This is a genomic window from Deinococcus radiophilus, assembly GCF_020889625.1.
Taxonomy (GTDB): domain Bacteria; phylum Deinococcota; class Deinococci; order Deinococcales; family Deinococcaceae; genus Deinococcus; species Deinococcus radiophilus.
Map to the genome: position 1 here is coordinate 470,625 of NZ_CP086380.1, position 23,964 is coordinate 494,588.

A 23,964-nucleotide genomic window follows, 5' to 3' on the forward strand; every position below is an offset into this window, starting at 1 on the left:
TTATTCTTGCCCCCGCACCAGATCTGCCCAACTCTCCCGCCGCACCACTTCGCGCGCCTCGCCGCCGCCCACAAACACCACTGCCGGGCGCGGCATCTGGTTGTAGCGGCTGGACATGGAAAAGTGATAGGCCCCGGTGCAGCTCACCGCCAGCAGGTCGCCGCGCTGCGGATGGGGCAGCGGCTTGTCACGGGCGATCACGTCTCCGGACTCGCACAGCTTGCCCGCTACGGTGTACTCGGCCTGCGGGGCGTCGTTCATCCGGTTCGCCAGCGCCACTTCATAGTTGGCACCGTACAGCGCAGTGCGAATGTGGTCGCTCATGCCACCGTCTACCGAGACATAGTTCCGCACACCGGGAATCTCCTTGACGGTGCCGACTTCGTACAGTGTCCAGCCGGCCTCGCCCACCACCGAGCGGCCCGGTTCCAGCCAGAGCTGCGGCAGCGGTAGGCCGTGCGTCTGCGTGCCTGCCCGCAGTGCCCCGGCGATTTCGGTCAGGGCGTCCTCGATGGGGTAGGACTGGTCCGCTGCTGTATAGCGAATACCAAACCCTCCGCCGATGTTCAGCACCCGTGCCGTAAACCCGGTCTGTTCGCGCAGCCCTGCCAGCCAGTTCAATATACGGTCCAGCGCTGCCCGCGTGCCATCGGTCCCGAAAATTTGCGATCCGATATGAAAGTGGACGCCCAGTACGTCCAGGTGGGGCGCGTCCAGCATGGCCCGCAGTGCGGTTTCGGCCTGCCCATTTGCCAGGTTCAGGCCAAATTTGCTGTCGGCTGCACCCGTCTGGATAAAGTCGTGGGTGTGCGCCGACACGCCGGGCGTGACCCGCAGCAGGCAGCGCGCCCATGTACCGTACTCGCCCGCCAGCGCATTCAGACGGGCCACTTCGTCCAGGCTGTCCACCACGTAACAGCCCACGCCCGCGTCCAGGGCCTGGCGCAGCTCGGCGACCGTCTTGTTGTTGCCATGCAGATGAATACGCGCTGGGTCAAAGCCCGCGCTGAGGGCCGTATACAGTTCGCCACCCGACACCACATCCAGCCCCATGTGTTCCGCAGCCATCAGGCGGACCAGGGCCAGGCAGGTGAAGGCCTTGGACGCATACGACACCTGATAGTCCAGCCCGGAGGCCGCCAGCGTGCGGTGAAAGCGGCGGCACTGCTCCCGGATCAGGCCCTCGTCGTACACATATAGCGGCGTACCGAAGCGCCCGGCCAGCTCCGGGGCGCTGACCCCACCGATGTCCAGAACGCCCTGAGGGGTGACGCGGGCCGTGCCGTTCAGATGCATAGGCCCAAGTGTAGCGGGGTGAGCGGCCTTAGACTGGGGCCATGAGCGAGCCTGCTGCGCCCCTGATGTACAGCGATCCCATCAGCTTGGTGATTCGCCGCCGGGTGCGCCCCGGTCAGGAGGAGGCCTACGAGGGGCTGGTTAGCGAGGTGGGCCGTCAGATGGCGAGCCTGCCTGGCTATCTCGGGAGTGGTGTGGTACGCCCGGCCCCCGGCGAGCGTGACTACACCCTGATCGCCCGCTTTTCTTCGGCGGCGGCGGCCCGTGCCTGGGAGGAATCGCCCCGGCGGGCCGAGTGGCTGCGCCGCCTGGACGACGTGGTGGAAGAGCAGGTGTCGTTTGAAAAGCAGCCGGGGCTGGAGCTGTGGTTCACCGCGCCCCCCGCCCAGCCGGTGCCGCAACCGCCGCGCTGGAAAACGGCCCTCTTGATTCTGGCCGTGCTGTTTCCGGTGGCGCAGGCGATGGGTTGGCTGCTGGCCCCGCACTTTTTGACTTGGCCGCCGCTGCTGAAAGCTCTGCTGCAAAGCGCGGTGGTGGTCACGCTGATGACCTATCTGCTGATGCCGCTGGCAACCCGGCTGGCCGGCAACTGGCTCAAGCAGTAAAGCGGGGTGGGTCAACTCGGCGCTGCGGCCCACTGGACGCAGCCAGGAGCAGATAGGCAGGCAGCACAGGCACCAGTGTGGACAGCACGAAAGGCCAGGGCTGGAATTCTTCCGGGTTCAGGGGGCAGGCCAGTTCGGGCGCAGTAGCCAGGCTCGCTTGCTGATCCGCCATATTTAGACCCACCAGAAGGCCGGAAGTCGCGGCGAGTCCCACCAAGACCCACACGGGCCAGCGGTCCCCAGTTTGCCACAGCAGCAGCGCCGCCAGTCCCGCGTAAAGGCCGACCAGTACTTCAGGCAGGTGCAGCAAAGGGCCAGTCATAAAGCAGCGCGGAATGTTCAGAGAGTGATACAGCAACGCAGCGGGCAGGGTCAGAAATCCCAGCCCCAGCAGGGCGCGAACCTGCCGGGAGCTGCGGTCAGGGTTCAGCGATATCAGTACCCCGGTGACCAGTCAGAGCAAAGGCCGCAGCAGCGCGGCCAGGGCGACGAGGGGCGAGAGTGTGTCGGGCACAGGGTCAGGCTAGCAGGCTAAGGATTGGGGGCATCACCCAGAAAAAACTTCTCGCATCCGTCAAATCCGCTGACAGTGACTGGCGTATGTGGAACATGTCGCCAGCTTTCCCGCGTGAGACGGAGCCTGTCGGAGACGATGACTTGCCCATCCAGGACATCTCTTGAAATCCCGTCAGGCCGATAGCCCAGCTTTCTGGATACGCCCTGAGACGCCGCGTTCTCCTGAAACACCTCGGTCCGTGCGGCCTCAGCTCCCAGATATTCAAAGGCGAAATGCAGCAGTGCGGTGCGGGCTTCTGTGCCGTGGCCTTGACCCTGAAACTCTAGCCCCAGCCACGAGCCTGTGGTGACTTCGCGCAGAACTGCGAACTCTTTTCCACGCAGGGAAACCATGCCTATGGGTTGTCCATCTGCAAACACCCCCAGATTCAGTACCCAATCGCTACTTTCCCACTCGGCTTTGCATCCCCAGTGATTCTGAATAACGAACAGGCCGCGCTTTTCGGGGGAAAGTTCCGGCCAGGGCGTCAAATAGGTTCGTTGGCCCGGTCTATTGATGCCACCAGCGGCCACTGTCGCCAGTTCTCCCAGTTCAGTTTCGGTGGGGAAACGGAGTTCAAGGTGAGCGGTACGCAGGACCAAGTTGTACAGCGGCCAATATTCACTGATCACTCGCTGAGGATAGTTCGGCGTTGCTCGGTGATGAATCTGCCGTTTGGCTTATCTGCCCTGATCCAGCCGCAGGCCGAAGTGCGCCAGCACCCTCTCCAACTGTTCATCACCCGCGTTCAGATACAGCGTGCCCCCGGTGTCCATCCCTTCCAAGTTCAGCCAGGCTGTAAAGGCACGGCGGTAGTCCGGCTCAGCCGTTTGACTGGCGAGTGCTTCGACCGTACCCAGGGCCAACCACCCAACCGCCGCACGTTTAGCCGCTGCTTCGGCCTGGTAAGAAGGCCGTTCGCTCAGCTTGAGGGTCAGAATTTCCAGGTCACTCTCGCTGTCCTCACCGCGAAACCAAGCCTTTTCACTGTGCAGAACAAGTTGGCTGCAGGGACCACGGTGCAGGCACAGTTTGGGGGCGTGAACGTGGCACTTCGGTACACTCATAACTTGCACCTTGCATAGCTGAGCGAATAGCCGTGCTGGAGAAGAAATTCTCGTTCTTTTTGGAGCTGACTCAGAAGATGGTTGAGCCTGACTACGGGGAACAGGGTGTAGAGGGCCAGGCGTGCTGCCTCTTTCAAGGTCATCCCTTCTGAGCGATGCAGCATGGTCAGGGTGAAGGCCAGAAAGACCATCAGAATCCAGCGGTCCAGACCCCTGGCAGTTCGCAGCGCGAACTGCGCCAACCCAAACTGGTGCTTACCTTCCTTGAAAAAGGACTCCAATGTCCAGCGCCGCCCACCCTCAGCGATGATCTCATCCCCCTCCAACAGTTCAGACGACACCGCGAAGAATTCACGGTCCCCACGGTCTACTCTCCCCAGAGACAGCGTTTCCAGAGACCAGTTGGCCAAGTTGACATAGCCTCCATGCGGACAGTCCGCCACCGTCACCCGCCCAGGATGGTCCGTGCGCCGGTTGCTCCTCACACCCACCACAAACTCAAAACCAAGGCGCTGCACGCCTTCCAGAAAGGCAGCGGATTCAAATCCGCTGTCGGCCAACATGCGGATCCGAAAGCGCTTCCCCACGAAGTCCGGCACCTCCTCCAGTAGGTCGAGCGCCAGAGTGACGGGCGTGCTGGTGTGCTTGCCCTGGTACACCCGGTAGGAAATGGGGAACTTCAGTTCCCCATACTCGGCAAACAGGACGACCAGGTGGATGCCATGTCTACCGTTGTAGACGCTGACGTAGGGCAGTTGAGTCCCCACCTTTTCCACCGTGGTCAGATCCACACTGAGCCGCAACCGAGGTCGGCGTTTGGAGTGAGCTACGTCCAACAAAATGCGCCAATGGATGTCCTGCATTTCGTCCCAGCAACGGTCTGAATCCCAGTCATAGACGTTGAAGAAGCGACTCAGTGCACTGGGACTGACTCCTTCAGCTTGGCTGAATTTGATCTTCTGGCCTGGACTATGAAAGAAATGCAGCGAAGCCTCCAGGCTTCGCCGTTGGTACAGCGTCTCTGGAATGTCCAGAATCCGCTGTGAGAGAATATGGGCGCGCTCCCCTGAAACCTGTTTGTACACACTTCCAGAATTTCAGCTCTGGGAGCGCTTTTTGTCTACGTATTCAGGTGCAAGTTCTGAGTTCGATCTTTTGCCTGAACAGTTGTACCTTTCTGAGCGCTGCGACGTGTACTGCACGAGTCCACTGTTGCGGAGCCTCCCATTCGGCTTCATCCGCGCGGTCATGGGCCATTAAAGTGGCTCTGGTCGCCTCATCCATGCCAGGTTATAGCTCGGAGAGCAGACAGGGGTGTAAGGGAGAGACGGCTTCTAACTTAGGGTGACCATCCCTTTGCTTGTTTCCTGCCCGCGTTAAAATCCACCCTTGTGACTGCCCAGACTGACGCGCCCAATCTCGCCCGCCTGATGCCCGCCGCGCCGGTGGGTAACGTGCTGCTGCTGCCGCAGGTGGCCCGCGCCGCGCTGTTTGCCGCCCACCCGGGGCCAGCGGTGCTGCTCACCACGCCGGAACGTCTCAGCCTGTACGCCTCGGCGGGAGCGCTGGGCAGCCCGGTCATCGTGAATCCGGGCCTGGCCGACTGGGACACACGCCCTGAGCATGTCGTGCTGGATGTGAACACTGCCATTGACCTCTTTCCGTCCGACCCCGCGGCGCACGCCCTGAGCCTGCGGGTAGGGGAGAGCTACCCCCGTGAAGCGTTACTGGCCCGCCTGGAAGCGCTGGGCTACGAACGCGGCGAAGAACCCGGCTACGAGCTACATGGTGACACGCTGGAACTGCGCCTCGCACCGGGCATAGGCCTGCCTGCCGGGGCCGAAGAAGAGGTCTGGATTCGCGCCGAGTTCTTCGGAGACGAACTGGACACCCTGCGCCGCCTGGAACCCGGCGGGCTGAGCGGCGAGAAAATCACCGTGTTCACGCTGGAGCCAGGCGAGGAATACCTTAGCGAGACGAAATGGGATTCGTCACGGCTGGCCGGCTTGCCTGGCCGGGTCTTTCTGGACGCGCCGGAGTTCTACGCCTCCAGCCTGGGCGTGCTGGTAGACACGCTCTGGGAGGCGTTACAGGGGCGCGACATCACCTCCTTTGGCCGCGCTCCCCTGCCACTGACCGACTTTGACTTGGGCCTGCAAACCCTGCCGTTTTACCGCGCCCGCCTGACCGAACTGGAAAAGGACGTGCACGAGTGGCGCGGGGCTGGCTACCGCGTCTTTCTGCTGGTTCGCCACGACCGCACGGCCCAGTATCTGGCGGGGCGGCTGCTGGGCGAGGGGCCGGATGACACGGGCGTGGACATCCCCTGGTTGAACTTGCCGCGTGTGCGGGAGGGTGAGCTGGGCTTTTTGCGGGCGCTGGGCGAGGGCGGCTTTGTCATTCCCGAATACAAAACGGTGGTCCTCACCGAAGACCTGATTTACGGCTTTCAGGGCGGCAGTGCGCTGCGCGGCAAGAAGATGGCCGGGAAACCTGTCACCGACGCACTGGGCCTGCACGTGGGCGATTTCCTGATTCATCCCGAACACGGCATTGGGCAGTTTCAGGGGCTGGAGACGCGCACCGTGCTGGGCGTGACCCGCGATTATCTGAACTTGGAATACCGGGGCGGCTCGCGCCTCAGCGTGCCGATTGAGCAGCTCTCCTTGCTGCGCCGCCACCCCGGCACCACCGACGATCCGCCGCGCCTGAGCAGCTTTGACAAGAAGGACTGGAGCCGGGCCAAAGCGCGGGCACAGAAAAACGCCGAGGAGGTGGCCGCCCGCCTGTTGGTGCAGTACGCTGCCCGGCAGGTGACGCCTGGCACAGCCTTTGGGCCGCTGCCCGAGTGGGATGAGCAGATCGAGCAGAACTTCGAACATGAGCTGACCGCCGATCAGGAAACGGCGCTGCGCGACACCCTGCGCGACCTGGAAAAAGGCCATCCAGCGGACCGCCTGATTTCGGGCGACGTGGGCTTCGGCAAAACCGAAGTGGCGCTGCGGGCCGCGCACCGGGTGGTTGGTCACGGGGCACAGGTCGCCATGCTGGTCCCCACCACGCTGCTGGCCGATCAGCATCTCCAGACCTTTCGTCAGCGCTTCGAGGGGCTGCCGGTGCGGGTGGAAGGCCTCAGCCGCTTCACCTCTGACAAGGAGGCGCGCACCATCCTGGCCGGGCTGGCGAAGGGCACGGTGGACATCGTGATCGGCACCCACCGCCTGATCAGTGGCGATATCGAATTCAAGAACCTGGGCCTGATCATCGTGGACGAGGAGCACCGCTTCGGGGTGGGCCAGAAAGAAAAGTTACGGGCCATGCGCGGCCTGCCGAGTGTGCCCGAAAACGGCAAGCTGGAACTTCCCGAAGGCCTGAAAGCGGTGGATACCCTGTCGCTGTCGGCCACGCCAATTCCGCGCACCCTCTACATGAGCATGGTAGGTCTGCGCGATATGAGCAGTATCCAAACACCACCCAAGGGCCGCCGCCCGATCCAGACAGTGCTGACGCCCTTCGATCCGGTCACGGTGCGCGACGCGATCATCGGTGAGATTGAGCGCGGCGGTAAGGTGTTCTACATCCATGACCGCATCGCGTCCATCGGGGCACGCAGCCTCTATCTACGCGGTCTGGTCCCGGAGGCGCGCATCGGCGTGGCGCACGGGCGCATGAATGAAGAAGAACTCGAAGAGATTATGCAAGGCTTTGAGGAGGGTGCCTTCGACGTGCTGCTGTCCACGACCATCGTGGAAACCGGGCTGGACATTCCCGAAGCCAACACCATCCTGATTGAGCGGGCCGATCGGCTGGGCCTGGCCCAGCTGTACCAGCTGCGGGGCCGGGTGGGCCGGCGCAGTCAGACCGCCTACGCTTACCTGTTCTACCCGCCGCGTATGACCGAGAACGCGCAGCGCCGCCTGTGGGCCATTTCGGATCTTCAGGACCTAGGCACCGGACACCTGTTGGCCGAAAAGGACATGGAAATTCGCGGCGTGGGCAACATTCTGGGCGAGGAGCAGCACGGACAGGTACAGGCCGTCAGCATTGACGTGTACACCGAAATGCTGGCCGAAGCCGTCGCCAAGCTGAAGGGCGAGGAGTTGCAGCCGGTGCCCAGTGTGACGATTGATCTGCCCGTCAGTGCCCGACTGGACCCCGAATATTTCGCGCTGGACGAGGAAGCCCGCATCGCCACCTATGGCCGACTGTCTGAGGCGAGGACGCTTCAGGCCGTCAGCCGGGTGGAGCGTGACCTGCGTAAGCGCTTCGGGCCGCCCAGCCCCGAGGTGCAGAACTTCATCGACCTGGCGCGGCTGCGGATGCTGGCGGTTCACAAGCGTGTCACTGAGGTGCGCGACACCATGACGCATATTCAGGTGACCTTCAACTACAAGTCCCTGGACTACGACGCGGCAGGCCTGCGGCGTTTCCCGCACAAAACCGAAGTGACCACGTTCCCGCCGGCCCTGAACCTCGACAAGCGCGGCCTGAAGCCGGACGACTACCTGAAAGTGCTGCTGGACGTGCTGGGATATTTTGGGTGAGATGAGCAGACTGGCAGTGTGGGAGGCGTTACAGCATCCAGTAGAGTCCGAAGAGGACTTGAAGCTCCTGCTGGCCGTTCTAGCTACGGCGAAAAGGGCTTGCCGCATCGGTAACTTCCTGATGCAAGTGGACAGCAGTTGGGAATGCCAGGAATGTGGCGAACCGCTGCCTGGCCTGACAGCACTGGATTAAATCCGCATCTCTGTAAATAAACGTATCCGGGGAGTCAATACCTGGACTCCCCGCACATCAATCGTTCGATTAAAACCTAGGTCAGTACCCCCGCCCCGTGTCTACCGCGCCTTCGGGGGTGCGGCCCTGCAGCAGGGTCTGGATAAACTCGCCTGCGTAGTCGGCGGCCCGCGCCTCCACGTCGGCGGTGGCGCTGCCCACATGTGGCGTCAGGATCACGTTGTCCAGCGCCCACAGCGGGTGTCCCTCTGGCAGCGGTTCGGGGTCGGTGACGTCCAGAATGGCGCCGCCGAGGTGGCCGCTCTGGAGGGCGTCTAGCAGATCATCCTGATTCACCAGCGCCCCGCGCCCGATGTTGTACAGCCAGCTTCCCGGTTTCATGCCGCGCAGAAAGTCGGCGTCCACCGTGTGGCGGGTTTGCGGGGTGTCGGGTAGCAGCAGCACCAGATAGTCGGCCTCAGCACGGATAGCGGCCCTTGCCTCGTCACTGGTTCGGCTGCGAACGGTCAACACCTCGGCGCCGAAGGGGTGCAGCATCTGCTCTATCTCGCGCCCGATGTGGCCGTAGCCCCACAGGGCCACCTTCTGGCCGCGCAAGGTGTGCATCTGCTCTGGCTGGCGGAGCCATGTCCCGGCCCGCTGATGGTCGCGGTAGACGTGCATGTTCCGAGCGGCGGACAGCAGCCCGGCCAGCACATGCACCGCCACAGCATGGTCGTGCAGTGAACTGGCGTTGTAGAGGGCGACGCCGTCCGGCACATCTTCAATGATGTGGTCCACGCCAGCGGTCAGCGTCAGCACCCACTGCACGCCTGGGGTCTGCATCAGGCTTTGGCGCTGCTGGCGGCCTGCACCCCCCAGAAAGATGACACCGTCGGCCTGCTGGGGGGTCTGGCCGTCATTCGGCGCATAGCGTTGCAGCGTCACACCGTGGTAGCTGAGGGTATCAAAAGCAGGGTCGTTGGGAATCAGGATATTCATGGCGAGGCGTCTCCTTGAGGGTCGTGGGCCACGCGTGCGGCAGCAGCGCCAGACGACATCTGGGGCTGAAATTCCTCCAGCCATACGCCGCGCAGCACTTCCATATTCACCTCAGGATAGCGTCCACGTGAGAAGCGTCCCTTTTCCTCAAAGCCAGCCCGCAGGAAAGCGGACAGCGCCCGGTTGTTATGGGCGAGGGTGGTCAGGCGAACGCGTTCCAGGGGCGTGTCTGGACCGTCCTTGTGGACACCGAACGCCCATCCGAGTAGGGCATATAGGGTATCGCGGCCATAGCCGTGGCCCCAGTAAGGTGGCGCCAGCATCACGCCCAGCGTGGCGCGGGTCGCCACCTCAGGGTGCGCTGGCGCGAAGTCGTACAGTTCGGCGTTGCCGATCAATTCTCCGGTCGGCAGTGTTACCCCGAAGCTGACGCGTTCGCGGCCCTGTTCGGCCAGCAGCAGCAACCGGAACAGCCACAGTGGCATACGGGTGGGTTCGGCAGCGTTCAGGGCGGCAAGTTCAGGGTCACGGTACAGCGCATGAAGCGATTGCCACTGGACCCGGCTAAGATGACGTAACTCCAGAAATTGCACCTGCCCGCAGCTCAGTGCGGGTGGGGGAGGGGTGCGGCGAAACATAGACTCAGTGTAGGCCAGCCGTCTGAGATGTGGGAAGTTTTTGCTGATCGTTCGGTAATGCCTGAACCGATTGGTCTGACGGTGCCGACCGGAGTTACTCGCCCAAATCCCCAGGGACCTCACCTTCCCAGACGTTTATCAGTCGTCCGCCTTCAACCAGCAGGATGGTCGGGTACTGGGCCACCCGCAGCTGGCGGGCGAAGGCGGTGGCTTCCTGCCCCTGCCAGGGCTGTACCGAGGCCTCTACGGTGCGGCCCAGGTCACCCTCGGCAAACACGGCCCGGACCGGCAGACCGCTGGACAGCGCCGCGTCCCACAGTTCTCCCATGTCGCCACAGCCCCCGGCGTAGATCACCACCAGCTCACGCTGCCCGCTCTCCCAGGGGTGTGTGGGCAGCGTATCTCCCAGGCGCACCTTGGCATTGGCAGCAGGCAGGCCCAGTGTCAGCAGCAGCGTGACCAGTGGGGCGTGGCGGCTCACCCTTTTCAGCAGGGACCGGGACGTGGACTGCTTGGGCAGCATGCCCCAGTTTGGCGGCCTGGCATGATGGAGGAGTGAGGGCGATTCGTGACCGTCAGATGCCGAGGCAAGCCTTTGCCGTCCTCTACCGCTGGTGCTCTGCCCATGTCGCAGGGCCGATGCTCTAGCATAAAGAAACATGAAGTCCGGCCATTCCCCGTCCGTCCCATTGCCCCCCGACCATGTCACTGCTTCCCCCCCGCCTGCACTGCGGGCAGTGGAGGTGTCACATGCTTTCGGGGACCGGACTGTGCTGCGTGGCGTCTCGCTGAGTGCTGCGCCCGGCGAGGTGGTGGCTGTGACGGGGCCGTCGGGCAGCGGCAAATCGACCCTGCTGCATCTGCTGGGTGGGCTGGATACCCCAGGTCAGGGTGAAATCTGGTGGGGTGAGCAACGGGTAGATACGCTGGACACCCAGTTACGGGCAGGCTGGCGGGCGCAGCTGCTGGGGTTCGTGTTTCAGCACCATTATCTGCTGGAAGACCTCAGCGTGGCTGAGAACTTGCAAGTGCCGCTGCTGCTGGCGGGGCAGGCCCAGGACTCACCAGAGCGGGTGTCCGAGCTGCTGGACGCGGTGGGACTGGGCGGACGCGCCAGCGAATCCACCGGGGCCCTGAGCGGTGGAGAGCGGCAGCGGGTGGCGATTGCCCGTGCCCTGGCCACTCGGCCCCGCGCCCTGCTGGCCGACGAACCCACCGGCAGTCTGGACCAGGCCAACTCACGCCTGGCAGCGGGGCTGCTGTTCAGCTTGGCGCGGCAGCAGGGGACAGGTGTGCTGCTGGTCACCCACGACGAAGCGCTGGCAGCCCAGGCAGACCGCTGCCTTCATCTGGTGGACGGAGTGTTGAGCGCGTGAGAGGTGGCTTCGTACCTGCCAGCGTAGTGCTGGCACTCAGCCTGTGGCTTCCGGCGGCCCAGGCTCAGCGCTCTCAGGCGGCTGAGCCGCTCCTGACCGTGACCGATCCGGCGGGCGACGCGCAGGGTGACGGGAATTTACAGCTGCCTACGCAGCCCGCCATCCCGGCTGAGGCGCTGGATTTGCGTTCCTTCGAAGTCTGGCCGCGTGAGGGTGGTGGACTGACTTTCCGGGTGGGCTTTGGCACGCTCGAAAATCCCTGGAATGCGCCAGGCGGCTTTTCAGCGCAGACCCTGGACATCTTCGTCAAAACTCAGAGCGGGGGACAGACCGGATTGGCCGACCTAAACATGCGTACGGCAGGCGGGGGCTGGCAGTATCACCTACGCGTGACCGGCTTTGGCAGTCACTGGACACATGCTTCCGAGGAGCCACTCACTGGACTGGACACCGCAGAGGAGACAAGTGGCGAAGCCGAGCGGCCCGCCAACTTGCCGGCTGCTCCGCGGGTACGCACTGAGGGCGGGAATACCCTGGTCATCGAAACGGACTTGGGGGCGGGGCAGTATGCCTACTGGGTGACCAGTTCAGTGTATTCACCCTTTTCGCGTGGTGGGGTGTTGGTGCCGGGCGGCAGCGGCACTTTTGCACTGACTTCGCCTTCGGGAGATGGGTCGGGCCCAGTCCCAGTGGATCTGCTGATGGAAGAAGCGTCTCCGCAACCGTTCAATCTGGGCGTGGCCGATCCGGTGGGAGAGTTGCGGGATTTCCGGCCTGGACTCTTATGGGGTCTGGGTCTGCTAGGTCTGGCGACTGGGGTGGGGGCAGGCGCGGCGCTCTGGCGTACGCCCCGTGAACAGGTGCAGCGGTCCGGGCCGAACTGAAAGTTCAGAAGCTGAGTGCCGGACGCCACCAAGGCGGCCATGGGTTTTATGAGAGCCAGTGGCTCTGGCCTTCATCCCTCATCAGCCCAAGTGCGGCATGCTGAGCTATGTTTTCCAGTCGCTTGCGTTCTCGGCTGATCCTGACCGCCAGCCTTCCTGCTCTGCTGCTGGGCTGTGGTGTCTTTGGACCACCCAAACCGGACAACTGTGGCGGCTGCATGTCGGAGCAGGCCAAAACCACACTGGACCTGGGCTATTCCGAAACCGGGCAACTGGCTACGTCCTTTCGGGGGCTATGGCGGATTGACGACAAACCCAGCTGGCTGACTGTCTCCTCGTATTCGGGAACAGGCGCCAAGCCCCTGGCATTGAGCCTGGGTGTGAACCGTAATGTGGGCGTGCCGGTCGCGGCTGACCGCCAGGAGATGACCGGCACCATCAAGGTCAGCTGGCAGCCCCCCAGCGGTGGCGACTGGCTGAGCGCCGAGTGGCCGGTGCAGGCCAAACGCTACTCGCTGAGCGGCCAGATCAAGTGGCCTGCCGTCACTGGTGCTGACGCCCATTCCCAGGCAGATGACGCCCGCCCGGCTGACGCTGGCGGGAGCAGCCAGATCATCGTCAAGTACCGCAGTGCAGGGGTGGCTCAGGCCCTGGGCGAGCTTGGAGCTCAGGGCCTGACCGTGCCTCAGTTGAGTGCCCTAAGCGCAAACGAGCGTCCATTGGCCCAGGCTTCGGCTGCTGTCTGGCAACGGGCAGGCGTGACCGAGGCCAGCGCGAAATTAGGGGACCGCACCGTGGTCCTGAGCAGTGAGCAGCCGCAGGTCCTCCTCAAGGCGCTTGAGGCCGATCCCGCCGTGGAATACGCCGTGCCCAGCGCCCGACTCAGCACCCAGACGGTTCAGGCACCCGCAGATCCGCAGGCAGAAGGACAAGCTGCCCTGGCCCAGCCTGTCGTGCCGACCGACCAGTACGCCTCGTTGCAGTGGGGCTACCGCACCCTGGGCTACGGCGCTGTCTGGCGGGATATGGAGTCGGGCGCTTACAGCCGCCCGGTCACGGTGGCTGTTCTGGATAGCGGTGTGCGCTACGACCACCCCGATCTCCAGGGCAAGTTGCTTACTGGGGATCAGGGCGCGTTGGATGTGCTGGCCTATCATGCGGGTAGCGATACGGTCGCTGCCTACGACAATGGCGACGGAGATGGTCCAGACCGTGATCCCACGGATCCGCCCTTTCCAGGGCGCAGCGCCCAGAGTCACGGCACGCACGTCAGCGGCATCATCGCCGCACGCTGGGGTGAACAGGCGGTCAGCAATCCGAAATGGAGCCGCAGTGGTGTGGTCGGGGCCAGCTACCGCGCTCCGGTGTCGGTGCTGCCGGTGCGCGTGATTGACGCCAAAGGCGGCGCTGAGGTCAGTGATGTGGCGGCGGGCATTCGCTACGCGGCGGGACAGTCCGTGACGCTCGGTGACCAGACCTACCGCCTGGCGGCTCCCGCGCAAGTCATCAACCTCAGCCTGGGCGGGCCCATCGGTATCAAAGAGGCCCAGCCCATGTGTGACGCCATTGCCGAGGCCCGCGCTGCCGGGGTGGTCGTGGTGGCGGCCTCAGGCAACTACTACAACGATGTCACCGTGTACCCTGCGGCCTGTGCCGGGGCCATTGGAGTGGGCAGCGTGACCCTTTCGGGAGCGTCAGTGCCACGTCACTCCGAGTTTTCCAACCGCTTTGCCGAGGTGGCCCTGAGTGCCCCTGGCGGCACAGGGCTAGGCACCACCTTTAATGGGGGGACCCTCAACGGTCAGCCGGCCCCGGACCAGATTTTCTCGACCGACTGGGATTATGCGGTCAATGAGCCCCGCTACACTTTCCAGGCCGGCACCTCGCAGGCAGCGCCGCAGGTCAGCGCGCTGGCGGCCTTGTTGCTCTCCAAGGGCGTGACCACTGGCCCCGCCGATACCGAGCAGCGCATGTTCGGTACCGCCACCGATCTGGGGGCCAAAGGCCGCGACCATTTCTTCGGCTACGGCATGATCAATCCCGCAGCTGCCCTGAAGGCTCCGGCGGTCAGCAGCGGCTTCGGCTTCTCTTTGCAGGCGGACGATGGCCGTGCCTACCAGCCTGCGCTGAATGCCGAGGGCCGCTTCACGGCCTATCTGGGCAGCGGAAATTACACGGTACGGGCGGGCCGCGACCGCAATGGCAATGCTCTTCCTGGCGAGGCAGGCGAAACCCCAGTACAGGCCTCGGCCACCTTGAGTGAACAGAAACCTGAAGTGACGTTGCCCACCTTGCAGGTTCCCTGAGCCCTGGCCTGAGCAGTTTCTTTCACTCTGCTGGCGCTGGGGCGGCTTTCCGGGTTGCCCCAGGCCAATCAGTGGAACCTGTATCACGATTGGACCGTGATGCGCTACCTTCTTAAATGGAAACTTGAAAAACACCACAGGCCGAGCGGGATCTGGGCTGTGAGAAATACGTTCAGTGGAAGAGGGTAGGGTAAAGGTATATGCCACTTGCAGGCAGACAGGTCAGCGGCGGAATACGGCTGGTGCGCCCGGTGGGCAGTGGGTCCCATTCGGTAGCCTATCTGGCCGTCACGCCCCTGGGTCAGCCCTGCACGGTTAAGGTATTCCGGCCCCATATGCTGGAACATGCCCAGCGGGAGCTGCGGGTTGGGCGGCAATTTCGTCATCCCCGTTTGTCGCAGGTGGGAGCACTGACCCAGCTGGATGACGCACCAGCCCTGATCATGAGCTGGGTGCCGGGCGAGACGCTGTTTACGCGTTATAAGAAGCGTCCTGCACTGCGCTGTGAGGCAGGTGCCTATCTGACCAGTCTGTGCGATGTGCTGGAAGCCCTGGACTACATTCACGGTATAGGTGTGCTGCACCGCGACATCAAGCCCGACAATATTCTGGTGCAGGACTCAGGGCACGCGACTTTGGTGGACTATGACCTGTCTGGCCCAGTAGACGAGCCGCTGGGGGGACAGATCGGCACGCCTGCTTTTCAGAGTCCCGAAGCGCGTGCTGGCCGGGACCTGGGCACCGCCAGCGACCTGTACGGTATCGGGTTGTTGCTGCACTGGGGACTGTGGGGAGAGCTGCCTGAGCCGGAGATTCCCCCACAGGTCCGCAGCGAGGCGCCGCCCCCGCCGTTTCAAGCCGAGGCTCTGGAGCTGGTCCGGCACCTGCTGGACCCGGACATCGCAGATCGTCCTACCAGTGCAGCAGAAGTCCGATCTGAACTTCTGCGCTGGCGGGCCGAACTGCCCCACTGAGAGCCATGTCTCCGGATTGCGTTGACAGGCACAAAGTCGCTGGGCTGAATTTAAAAAGGAGGAAGGTCGGCACCCAGGCGGATCAGCAGGTCGGTCCCTGCTGGGGCAGCCCCAGCCAGCACCTCACCGAAGCCCAGTTGACTCTGCAGTTGCTGCGCGCCTTCGCCCTGAAAGGTGGTGACGTTGCCGGGGCCATCGCCGTTGCCGGTGGTGACGTTGCTCAGGCCAGCGGCGCGCAGTTGTTCGGCCAGGCGGCCCGCACTGCCTGAGGGTGCGCCGACATTCAGGATGGTCACGGCTAGATTGGTGTTCAGGACACTGGCGGCTGGTGCTGAACCGTTGTCGGCGGCGTTCGCAGTTCCCGAACCAGCAAATTCGGTCTGGATCAGTTGCTGCAAGGCAGCCTGGTCCACAGCCCAGGTGCCACCCGACCCGAAGTTGCCCGGCACCATATGGGTGTTGAGTGTGGGGCCACCCATTGCCGCAGCCAGGACCGCGCCGACCTCGCGGCGGGTCAGGTCCGATTTGGAATTGGCATTCAGGGCACCCACCACCACCGGCCAGCGCCACCAGTTCAGCGGGGATTGCAGCTGGTCTACAAAGGCCGTCAGGAACTTCTGCTGCCGTCCGATCCGGCCAATGTCGCTGAGGTTGTCCTTGCGAAAGCGCAGGTAGCCTTCGGCCTGCTCTCCGTTCAGGCGCTGCCAACCGGGCTGGAGGTCAATATGGAGGTTGCCGGCGTTGTCGTCGTACTTCATGGCCTTTTCGACATCTACGCTCACGCCTCCAGCCGCGTCCGTCAGTGAGCGGGCCGCGTGCAGCGAGAGCAGGGCATAGCCGTCCACCGGCAAACCGGTGAGGTTGCTCACCGTCTGGGTCAGTAATTCGGGGCCGCCTTTGGGGTTGCTGGCGTTGATCTTGCTCATGCCCACACCGGGAATCTCCACCCACGAGTCACGTGGGATAGAGAGCAACTGCACCTCGCCGCCAGGCCGGATCTGCACCAGCATGATGGTGTCGGTGATACCGCTGAAGTCTTCAGGTGCTGCTGGGTAAGGCCACACGGCACTCGGCGGATATTTCGGCGTGACGCCCGCCAGCAGGATATTCAGCGGACGGTCAGCGGGCAGAGGCACAGCGCCGTAGCGGGCCAGGGCAGGAGCGGCGGGAGCGAGCAGGGCCAACAGGGCGGCCAGCAGCAGGCCAGGAAGGGTCAAACGGAGACGCACCCAAAGAGTCTAGACCGGAACGGGTGAGAAATGCGGCCTGGTGCGGGTAGGACAAAGCCTCACGGCAGGATCTCCCGACTTTTGCTGGCAGGCTAGCCATAAAAGAAATCGTGTGCTGATCGCATATCGGTGGCTGTCAGGTCCACTCTAGCGGTGAATTGGTCATGAAAAATGCGCATGGACGTTGGGCCCACGCGCACCAGCTCTGGTCAGCTCAGATGAACAGTGGCGTGTCGGAATCGTCCTGGCCTGCTTCCAGGCGGCGGTTCTCAAAATACATGGCGGCGGCCAGGCCCAGGGCGGCACCCAGCGTCACCAGGGCAATCACCCAGGGCAGAGAGTCTTTTCGGGCAGTCATGTTCCCCACAATACATGCTGCGCCCCTGGCTGACCTGTCCTCAATCCGGCAGCCCACGCGGAAGTCGCCGCCACAGCGCGCCCAGGCCGAGGGTGGCCAGTGCAGCGATCAGGGTCAGGCTCCAGTGAGTCTCCAGTGGCCCATCCTTGGAGATCAGGTAACTGACCAGAATCGCGCTGGGTGGACCCATCCCCACCAATACGAAGGAATAGAGGCTCATCACCCGGCCCCGCAGCGCGTCGGGAATGATCAGCTGCACGGTGCTGTTGGCGCTGACCAGAAAGCTCAGCATCCCGAAGCCGGCCAGCGCCAGCAGCGGCAAGCCCCACTCCGGTCCCGGCACCCAGGCAAAGAGGGTGGTGGCGATGATCAAGATGATGGACCCCAGCCGCAAGAAGCGCACCGGGTCGGGGCGGCTGGCTTGTGAAAGTGCGCCGCCCACCGCGCCGGCCCCGAACACGGCGCTCATCAGGCCAAAGGCGGCTTCGCGTGCGCCGAACACCTCGCGGGCAAAGTAGGGAATGATGATGTTGAAGTTGATCACCGTGAGGCTGAGCAGCCCCACCAGCCACATCACGCTGGACACGTCGCCGTTGCCGCGTACGTAGCGCAGGCCGTCGGCGATCTGGCCCAGCATGTTGCCGCGTGGGGCCACTTCGCGGGGCGGAAAGGGCAGGGTGGCGATCACATACATCACCAGAAAAAACGACGCGACATTCAGATAAAAGGGAAAGGCCAGCCGCGAGAGGGCGTCAGGATTGCCCCCGGCCAGCAGCGCCACCCCCGCTGCCACCACGATCCCGAACAGCGCCTGCCCAGTGGTGCGGCTCACGTTGAACGACAGGCTATTGAGGGCAATCGCGTTGGCCACGCCGGATTTGGGCACCAGGTCCACCACGATGCTCTGACGGGCGGGCATGTCGAACGCCTGGGCGATGCCGTGCAAGAAGGCCAGCCCCAGCACCAGCGGCAGCGTGACCACTTCCAGGTGGGTGCTGACGGCCAGCACCGCCGCCGTGATCAAAAAGCCGGTCTGCGTCAGCAGCAGCACGCGGCGGCGCGGGGCACGGTCCACCACCGCGCCTGCGAACAGCGAGATCAAGAGGCTGGGCATGAACTGGGCCGCCGTGACCCAGCCCAGCGCCGCCGCACTGCCGCCAGTCAGTTCCAGCACCAGATACTGCTGGGCGGTGGTCTGCATCCAGGTACCGATCAAGCTGAACAATTGCGACAGCCAGTAACGCCGAAACAGCGGGTGCCCCAGGGCACTGAAAGTTCGTTGCGCCCATCCACTCAGCCCTGCGGCTGGCTCGGCAGGTGGAGGACTGAGGGGAGAGGAGCGTTCAGGCACCTTGCCAGCTTACGCCTGCGCCCCCGACCGGACTGCACGGGGGTCATTTATGGGCAGTTGTGAAAAGGGGCAGACCGCCGGAACGTCAGGGAAATGCGGCGCGGCCCGGTTGCCAGGCGCCGCCTGGACCACCCGACCAATGCCAGGGACCCTCCACGCTGGGGCGGGTGGCTAACGCCTGGGCCACCCACCCCAGCGGCACGCGCCGGGCAAAGCGGGTGCGGGCATGCCACTCGCTCAGGGCGCGTTCCTGGCTGGCTGCGCCTACGCCGCGGAGCGCCGCGCTGGCCCGGTTCACTGCCAGGTCGAACAGCGCTGCCGGAACCTCACCGGGGAGCAGGTCCGCCCCAGCGTCTGGATCAGGTGGCGGGAGGGTCATGGGGGCAGTGTAGGCGCCCAGAAGGTTTAGAGCCAGGTAGCTGTTCCAGATCACCGGCCAGCCCCAATACTCATCACCCGTAAGCGGCGCTTATGCCTGTGCACCGCAGACCTGCATGCGCTAGACTCATACGTTATGAGCCTGAGACGAATCTCTATCAAAAAGCCACGTGAAATAGAGACCATGCGCCGGGCCGGGGCGCTGGTGGCCGATACTTTCCGGTTACTGGACCCCTATGTCAAGCCGGGCGTGACCCTGGCCGAGCTGGACCGTCTGGCCGAAGAGCACATCCGGGCGGCGGGCGCGGTGCCGGCTTACCTGGGCTACGGCCCCAAATCCAACCCCTTTCCTGCGACCATCTGTGCCAGCGTGAACGAAGTGATCTGTCACGGCATCCCTGACGGGCGCGAGCTGAAGGAGGGCGACATCATCGGGGTGGACATCGGGGTGCTGCTGGACGGCTACTACGGCGACGCCTGCTACACCTACACGGTGGGTCAGGTCAGCCCGGAGGTGCAGGGGCTGGTGGACACCACCCGTGAAGCCTTGCAGGCCGGTATCGCCACCGTGCGGGCCGGGTCGCGTTTGGGCGACGTCGGCGCGGCCATTCAGGAGCTGGCTGAGGGCCGGGGCTACGCGGTGGTAGAGGAATACACCGGGCACGGCATCGGCAAGCAGTTGCACGAGGACCCCACCGTCTTTCACCGGGGCGTGCGGCACACAGGCCTGAAGGTCGAAGAAGGCATGGTCTTTACCATCGAGCCGATGATCAATCTGGGCGCGGCCCCCACCGAGCTGCTGGCCGACGGTTGGACTGTGGTGACGCGGGACCGCCGCCCCTCGGCGCAGTTTGAACACACTCTGGCCGTGACCAAAAAAGGTGCGGACCTCCTGACGCTCTAAACCGGATCCATGTCCCAGCCCGCTGCGCCCTGCGATGATCTCAGCCCTGGCCAACAGTTTCGTCAGGGCTTTCTGGCGATGGTGCCGCTGTGGTTGGGCATGATGCCGTTTGCTGTCGCCTACGCGGTCACGGCGCGGGCAGCGGGCCTCAGCGTGCTGGAAACCTCCCTGATGAGCCTGACCGTCTTTGCGGGGGCTTCACAGTTTGCGGCGGCGGGGATGCTGGGTCAGGGTGCTGCAGGCCTGGGCATTGTCGCGGCCACCTTTTTGTTGAATGTGCGCCACGTGCTGTATGGCCTGAGCCTGTCGCGCCAGATTCCGTTGTCGTCAGGGCAGCGAGCGCTGGCCGCTCAATTCCTGACCGACGAGGCTTATGGAGTAGTTACGGTGGCTGGGCGGCAAGACCCGTCGCGGCTGACGTTTGCCTTCCTGATGGGCGCACAGCTGAGCCTCTATGCCGTGTGGAATCTGTTTACGCTGGTCGGCGCGCTGGCCGGTGAAATCTTGCCTCCACCTGAACAGTTGGGCGCAGGGGTCATTTTCCCGCTGGCCTTTCTGGGTTTGCTGGTACCCCTGCTCACCCACCGCTTGCCGGTCCTGGTGGCGCTGCTGAGCGGCCTGCTGGCTTGGGGGCTGGCGCAGCTGCTGCCCGGCGGCCTGGTGGTGTTGCTGGCCGGGGTGGGCGGGGCGCTGCTCGGTGCCTACTGGGAAACGCGCCGTGCAAGTGATGCAGGCCCAGCGTGAGTGGGTTGCTGACCATCGGATTGATGTGGCTGGTGACCTACCTGCCACGCTTGCTGGGGCTGCACCTCGGCCACTTGCGACTCCCTCCCTTCTGGCAGGCTTTTCTGGCCTATATCCCGGTCAGTGTCTTTGCTGCGCTGACCCTGCCAGACGTACTGGGTAGTTCAGAGTGGCCCCAGCGCCTGGTGGGGTGCGCAGCGGGCGGGCTGATCATCTGGCGAACCCGTCAGCTGGCTGCCGGCATCCTGGGTGGTTTTGCGGTGTACTGGGCGGTTCGGGTGCTGCTGGGGGATAGCCTGCTGCATTTCCCTGGCTCCTGAGCCCTCCCGCACAAATCGCCGTTTCATACCGATGGGGTATGCTGTGGCCTGAATGACGGCAGAAGAAGTGCGGATTGGCGACAGATACACGGTGCTGCGGACGCTGGAAGAACAGGGCAACCTGACCCTCAGCGAGGTGCAGGGTCCGGGCGGGGAGCCGCTGCGGCTGGCCTGGTTCGATATCGATACTCCGGAGCAGCGCCGTGAATTTTTCGCTTACCGTGACGCGCTGCGGGCGCTACAACCAGCGGGTCTGGTGGAGTTGGTCGCTACCCCGGAAGCCAATTACGCGGTGTGGCGGCCAGTCGAGGGGCTGACCCTGGGTGAATTCGCCTCACTTCCTGCGCGGCCTGCCGAGGGTCTGGACGCTCTGCGCCTGCAAACCCAGCACCTCGCGGAATACGGCTATGCCCTGAGCGACGCCGACGTGGTCATGACCGGACGGGGCAGGCAGCAGGCCACCCTGGCCTATCTGCACCCCGCCCCGCAGCGCACCGACGCCGAAATTGCCCGGCTGAATGCTCCGCTGCTGCGCCCAGTCTTTGAAGGACGCACCCAGCAGCGCCGCGCCGACAACGTGAACTGGCTGTCGTTTGTGCCGGGCTTGCTGCTCCTGGGGGCCGCTGGCTGGTACGGATATCAGGCCACTCAGGCCTATCTGAACCCGTCGGTGGGTGTGGTGCAGGATGTCACGGGTCTGCCTGCCAACGACGCCGGACAGCGTCTGGCCGACAGCGGTTTCCGGGTGGCCTACGCTGAGGGTGAGGGCAATGAGGCGGCCATCGGCTCCGTACTGCGCCAGGAGCCGGAAGGCGACACCAACATGCCACTGGGCCGCCTGGTCACACTGACGGTCAACAGCCCGCCTGACCTGACGGTGCCGCGCATCGAAGACCTCTCGCTGGAACGTGCCAAGGTTAACCTGACCGAGAGCGGCTTCCGGCTGGGCCAGGTCACTGAGATTGACGGTACGCCTACCCAGACGCCGGAAGGCCGGATTATCTCGCAGGATCCACCAGCGGGCCTCTCCACCCAGCGCGGTCAGAGCGTGAACGTGCTGGTGTCTACCGGCATTGCGGGCAAGGAAACCTGGATTCCTGACCTGACTGGCCTGGACTTTACCTCGGCCCGTGAGCATGCCCGCACGGCGGGGCTGGTGATCACCGAGGTCGAATCGGAAGAAAGCGACCTTCCCGAAAACACCGTGATCTCCCAGAGTCCGGCACCTTACACCCGGATCGGCAGTGGTGAGCAGATGGAGCTGACAGTGGCCGCGCCCAAATTCAGTGAGCCGCCCAGTCAGGTGGGGGCGCTGCCGGTCCCGCCCGCCTATGTGCCGCCCGCCGCGCCGCCGCCTCTGCCGGAGACAGAACCCGGTCCGGTTCCAGCCACACCGCCGCAGTCCACACCGGGCACCCCCGCGCAAACGCCAGACGAGCCACAGGCCGCGCCTCAAACGGCCCCGGCTGCCGAGACGCCTGCGGCCCAGACACGCAGCGTGCAGCTGAACTACGAATTCCCGGCAGACCTGCCGCCCGGAAGTTACTCTATTGCTGTGCGTGATGAAGCGGGTCAGCGGGTGCTTATGGGGGCGACTTCCAGTGAGCAACTTGCAGGCGCCCGCGCTTCGAGCGCTGTGCAGGTCACGGGGCAGGCCACCTTCATCATCCTGCGTGACGGCGAGGTCTTCGCCACCTCCACCCCGTAGGCCCGGCGCATGATCTACCTGGACTACGCGGCCACCCATCCCATGACCGAGGCTGCACTGGCCGCCTATGCCGAGGCGGCGGCGCTGCCGGGCAACCCGTCCAGCGTGCATGCGGCGGGGCAGCAGGCACGCGAACGACTGGAAGAGGGCCGCGCCCGTATGGCTCAGGCGTTTGGCGTGGACCCCCGGCGGCTGACCCTCAACAGTGGTGGCACCGAAGGGGACAACGCTGTGCTGTTCGGCGCGGCGCAGGCGTATGAGCAGGCCAAGGGCCGCCCCGGCCACCTGATTACCAGTCAGACCGAGCATTCGGCGGTGCTGGCCCCGGCCCGTCTACTGGCCGAGCGTGGCTGGGATGTGACCTGGCTGGCTCCAGACCGTTACGGGCGGCTGAGTCCAGATGGGCTGCTTGAGGCCCTGCGGCCAGACACGGCGCTGGTCAGCCTGCACCATGCGGGCAACGAGATCGGGACCATTCAGCCCACCGCTCAGCTGGCTGCTGTGGCTGCCGAAGCTGGTGTGCCTTATCACACCGATGCGGTCCAGGCACCTGGCGTGTTGCCCATAGACCTGGAGGCATGGGGCGTGACCTACGCGACTTTCAGCGCCCACAAGTGGGGCGGGCCGCGTGGGGTGGGGGTGCTGTATCAGGCGCGGGGCGCAGACCTGCCTGCGCAGCAGGTGGGCGGCGGGCAGGAGAGTGGTCTGCGCGCCGGAACCCAGAACACCGCCGGAGTGTACGCAGCGGGGGTGGCCCTTACCGCAGCGGAGGCCGCCAGGGAAACGACCTTTGCCCATCTGCGGGCTTTGCAGACTCAATTTGTTGGCCTGGTCGGCGACCTGCCGGGCCTTAGCTTCAACCATCCGCCAGACGGCAGCCCCAAGGTCGTCAACCTGACCCTAGACGGAGCTGACGGTGAAGCCCTGCTGATGAATCTGGACATGCTGGGGATATGTGCGAGTGCCGGGAGTGCCTGTGCCGCTGGGACCATGCAGCCCAGCCATGTGCTGACGGCCCTGGGCCTGAGCGAGGTGGACGCCCGCGCCAGCCTGCGCTTCAGCTTTGGCGCAGCCACCACTGCCGCCGAAGTAGAGCAGGCGGCAGCGGCCCTGCGTCAGGCTGCCGAGTGGTCCCGGCTGACCTGACGCCGCCCATAAAAAATAGAAGAGGGGGCCGAACCGGCCACCCTCCTTCTATACGCTTCTATGCGCTTGCCTGTGGCTTTAGCGGCTCAGGTTCTGGGCGCTGTCGTCCAGCAAGCGGCCCAGGGTCTGCAGCTGATCTGCCGAGTCCGAGTCGGCGCTGCTGGCGGCCCGCTGGGTGTCGGACGCCAGCTCCGAGAGCAGGGCTGCAACGGTCGCGCCGTCAATATCACCACTTTGCAGGTGCTCATGCAGCGCCCGCAGGTTGTCCTCAATGTCCCGTGCACCGGGGAAGTCTTGGCCGGACAGGGTGCCCAGCCAGCCTTCGATGTTGTCCGCCGCGCCCTGAATGGCGAGGTTCTGAATTCCGCGTTGCAGTGCCGTGACCGTGTGTTCCAAGATACCCATC

25 protein-coding genes are annotated in these 23,964 nt (G+C 64.3%); 12 read left to right on the forward strand and 13 right to left on the reverse strand.

Features of this window, described 5'->3' with window-relative positions; translation table 11 throughout:
- Nucleotides 1-1,296, reverse strand: coding sequence for a diaminopimelate decarboxylase (gene lysA, locus LMT64_RS02520; RefSeq protein ID WP_126351282.1), 1,296 nt, complete (start codon nt 1,294-1,296; stop codon nt 1-3).
- Nucleotides 1,297-1,337: 41 nt separating this feature from the next.
- Between lysA and LMT64_RS02525 the strand changes: the two genes are divergently transcribed.
- Complete coding sequence (locus LMT64_RS02525; protein WP_126351281.1) at nt 1,338-1,901, forward strand: antibiotic biosynthesis monooxygenase; 564 nt, start codon at nt 1,338-1,340, stop codon at nt 1,899-1,901.
- Here the strand turns inward: LMT64_RS02525 and LMT64_RS02530 are convergent.
- The 4 genes from LMT64_RS02530 to LMT64_RS02545 all read right to left on the reverse strand — a co-directional run bounded on the left by LMT64_RS02530 (nt 1,891) and on the right by LMT64_RS02545 (nt 4,609).
- On the reverse strand, nt 1,891-2,223 hold the full coding sequence (locus LMT64_RS02530; RefSeq protein ID WP_126351280.1) for a hypothetical protein: 333 nt from the start codon (nt 2,221-2,223) through the stop codon (nt 1,891-1,893). The genes LMT64_RS02525 and LMT64_RS02530 overlap by 11 nt on opposite strands.
- Before the next feature lie 209 nt (nt 2,224-2,432).
- A complete protein-coding gene (locus LMT64_RS02535; RefSeq protein WP_126351279.1) occupies nt 2,433-3,089 on the reverse strand; it encodes a GNAT family N-acetyltransferase in 657 nt (218 codons plus the stop codon).
- A 48-nt stretch (nt 3,090-3,137) separates the two neighbouring features.
- The gene (locus LMT64_RS02540; RefSeq protein ID WP_126351278.1) at nt 3,138-3,524 is read right to left on the reverse strand and encodes a hypothetical protein; all 387 of its coding nucleotides are present in this window, start codon (nt 3,522-3,524) and stop codon (nt 3,138-3,140) included.
- The gene (locus LMT64_RS02545) at nt 3,521-4,609 is read right to left on the reverse strand and encodes a transposase (RefSeq protein WP_229253318.1); all 1,089 of its coding nucleotides are present in this window, start codon (nt 4,607-4,609) and stop codon (nt 3,521-3,523) included. Before LMT64_RS02545 ends, LMT64_RS02540 begins: the two co-directional genes overlap by 4 nt.
- Before the next feature lie 345 nt (nt 4,610-4,954).
- Between LMT64_RS02545 and LMT64_RS02550 the strand changes: the two genes are divergently transcribed.
- Together LMT64_RS02550 and LMT64_RS02555 are read left to right on the forward strand one after the other, a co-directional pair.
- Nucleotides 4,955-8,068 (forward strand): DEAD/DEAH box helicase, encoded by a 3,114-nt coding sequence (locus LMT64_RS02550; protein ID WP_126353158.1) that lies wholly within the window; start codon nt 4,955-4,957, stop codon nt 8,066-8,068.
- Between the two features lies 1 nt (nt 8,069).
- Nucleotides 8,070-8,261, forward strand: a complete 192-nt coding sequence (locus tag LMT64_RS02555; RefSeq protein WP_126353150.1) for a hypothetical protein — start codon at nt 8,070-8,072, stop codon at nt 8,259-8,261.
- An 81-nt stretch (nt 8,262-8,342) separates the two neighbouring features.
- On the opposite strand, the gene LMT64_RS02560 is transcribed toward LMT64_RS02555, so the two are convergent.
- The 3 genes from LMT64_RS02560 to LMT64_RS02570 all read right to left on the reverse strand — a co-directional run bounded on the left by LMT64_RS02560 (nt 8,343) and on the right by LMT64_RS02570 (nt 10,403).
- The gene (locus LMT64_RS02560) at nt 8,343-9,242 is read right to left on the reverse strand and encodes an NAD(P)-dependent oxidoreductase (RefSeq protein WP_126353148.1); all 900 of its coding nucleotides are present in this window, start codon (nt 9,240-9,242) and stop codon (nt 8,343-8,345) included.
- The gene (locus LMT64_RS02565) at nt 9,239-9,880 is read right to left on the reverse strand and encodes a GNAT family N-acetyltransferase (RefSeq protein ID WP_126353146.1); all 642 of its coding nucleotides are present in this window, start codon (nt 9,878-9,880) and stop codon (nt 9,239-9,241) included. Before LMT64_RS02565 ends, LMT64_RS02560 begins: the two co-directional genes overlap by 4 nt.
- Nucleotides 9,881-9,974: 94 nt before the next feature.
- A complete protein-coding gene (locus tag LMT64_RS02570) occupies nt 9,975-10,403 on the reverse strand; it encodes a penicillin-binding protein (protein WP_229253319.1) in 429 nt (142 codons plus the stop codon).
- 136 nt (nt 10,404-10,539) lie between these two features.
- Here LMT64_RS02570 and LMT64_RS02575 point away from each other — a divergent pair, with 136 nt between their 5' ends.
- From LMT64_RS02575 to LMT64_RS02590, 4 genes are all read left to right on the forward strand, one after another.
- Nucleotides 10,540-11,256, forward strand: a complete 717-nt coding sequence (locus LMT64_RS02575; protein WP_229253320.1) for an ABC transporter ATP-binding protein — start codon at nt 10,540-10,542, stop codon at nt 11,254-11,256.
- Complete coding sequence (locus tag LMT64_RS02580) at nt 11,253-12,140, forward strand: glucodextranase DOMON-like domain-containing protein (RefSeq protein ID WP_229253321.1); 888 nt, start codon at nt 11,253-11,255, stop codon at nt 12,138-12,140. The genes LMT64_RS02575 and LMT64_RS02580 overlap by 4 nt, the downstream gene beginning before the upstream one ends.
- A gap of 107 nt (nt 12,141-12,247) precedes the next feature.
- Complete coding sequence (locus tag LMT64_RS02585) at nt 12,248-14,446, forward strand: S8 family serine peptidase (protein WP_126353140.1); 2,199 nt, start codon at nt 12,248-12,250, stop codon at nt 14,444-14,446.
- Nucleotides 14,447-14,646: 200 nt separating this feature from the next.
- A complete protein-coding gene (locus LMT64_RS02590; RefSeq protein ID WP_126353138.1) occupies nt 14,647-15,420 on the forward strand; it encodes a serine/threonine-protein kinase in 774 nt (257 codons plus the stop codon).
- Nucleotides 15,421-15,470: 50 nt separating this feature from the next.
- On the opposite strand, the gene LMT64_RS02595 is transcribed toward LMT64_RS02590, so the two are convergent.
- From LMT64_RS02595 to LMT64_RS02610, 4 genes are all read right to left on the reverse strand, one after another.
- Nucleotides 15,471-16,649 carry an LCP family protein gene (locus LMT64_RS02595; protein ID WP_229253322.1) on the reverse strand — a complete coding sequence of 393 codons (1,179 nt, stop codon included), beginning with the start codon at nt 16,647-16,649 and terminating at the stop codon, nt 15,471-15,473.
- 214 nt (nt 16,650-16,863) lie between these two features.
- Nucleotides 16,864-17,007 (reverse strand): hypothetical protein, encoded by a 144-nt coding sequence (locus tag LMT64_RS02600; RefSeq protein WP_170166056.1) that lies wholly within the window; start codon nt 17,005-17,007, stop codon nt 16,864-16,866.
- A 40-nt stretch (nt 17,008-17,047) separates the two neighbouring features.
- Nucleotides 17,048-18,358: an MFS transporter gene (locus LMT64_RS02605; RefSeq protein ID WP_407647841.1), complete on the reverse strand. Its 1,311-nt coding sequence runs from the start codon at nt 18,356-18,358 to the stop codon at nt 17,048-17,050.
- Nucleotides 18,359-18,443: 85 nt separating this feature from the next.
- Nucleotides 18,444-18,737: a hypothetical protein gene (locus LMT64_RS02610; protein ID WP_126353136.1), complete on the reverse strand. Its 294-nt coding sequence runs from the start codon at nt 18,735-18,737 to the stop codon at nt 18,444-18,446.
- 135 nt (nt 18,738-18,872) lie between these two features.
- On the opposite strand from LMT64_RS02610, the gene map reads away from it, so the two are divergent.
- The 5 genes from map to LMT64_RS02635 are packed head-to-tail and all read left to right on the forward strand — an operon-like array spanning nt 18,873 to nt 23,558.
- On the forward strand, nt 18,873-19,640 hold the full coding sequence (gene map / locus LMT64_RS02615) for a type I methionyl aminopeptidase (protein ID WP_126353134.1): 768 nt from the start codon (nt 18,873-18,875) through the stop codon (nt 19,638-19,640).
- Nucleotides 19,641-19,649: 9 nt separating this feature from the next.
- Nucleotides 19,650-20,384 carry an AzlC family ABC transporter permease gene (locus LMT64_RS02620; protein WP_126353132.1) on the forward strand — a complete coding sequence of 245 codons (735 nt, stop codon included), beginning with the start codon at nt 19,650-19,652 and terminating at the stop codon, nt 20,382-20,384.
- Nucleotides 20,381-20,704: an AzlD domain-containing protein gene (locus LMT64_RS02625; RefSeq protein ID WP_126353130.1), complete on the forward strand. Its 324-nt coding sequence runs from the start codon at nt 20,381-20,383 to the stop codon at nt 20,702-20,704. The genes LMT64_RS02620 and LMT64_RS02625 overlap by 4 nt, the downstream gene beginning before the upstream one ends.
- A gap of 52 nt (nt 20,705-20,756) precedes the next feature.
- On the forward strand, nt 20,757-22,412 hold the full coding sequence (locus LMT64_RS02630) for a PASTA domain-containing protein (RefSeq protein ID WP_126353128.1): 1,656 nt from the start codon (nt 20,757-20,759) through the stop codon (nt 22,410-22,412).
- A 9-nt stretch (nt 22,413-22,421) separates the two neighbouring features.
- The gene (locus LMT64_RS02635; protein WP_126353126.1) at nt 22,422-23,558 is read left to right on the forward strand and encodes a cysteine desulfurase family protein; all 1,137 of its coding nucleotides are present in this window, start codon (nt 22,422-22,424) and stop codon (nt 23,556-23,558) included.
- A 78-nt stretch (nt 23,559-23,636) separates the two neighbouring features.
- Here the strand turns inward: LMT64_RS02635 and LMT64_RS02640 are convergent, their stop codons facing one another.
- Entirely contained in the window at nt 23,637-23,963 is a 327-nt protein-coding gene (locus LMT64_RS02640; RefSeq protein WP_126353124.1) for a hypothetical protein, read from the reverse strand.
- Nucleotide 23,964: the final 1 nt, after the last annotated feature.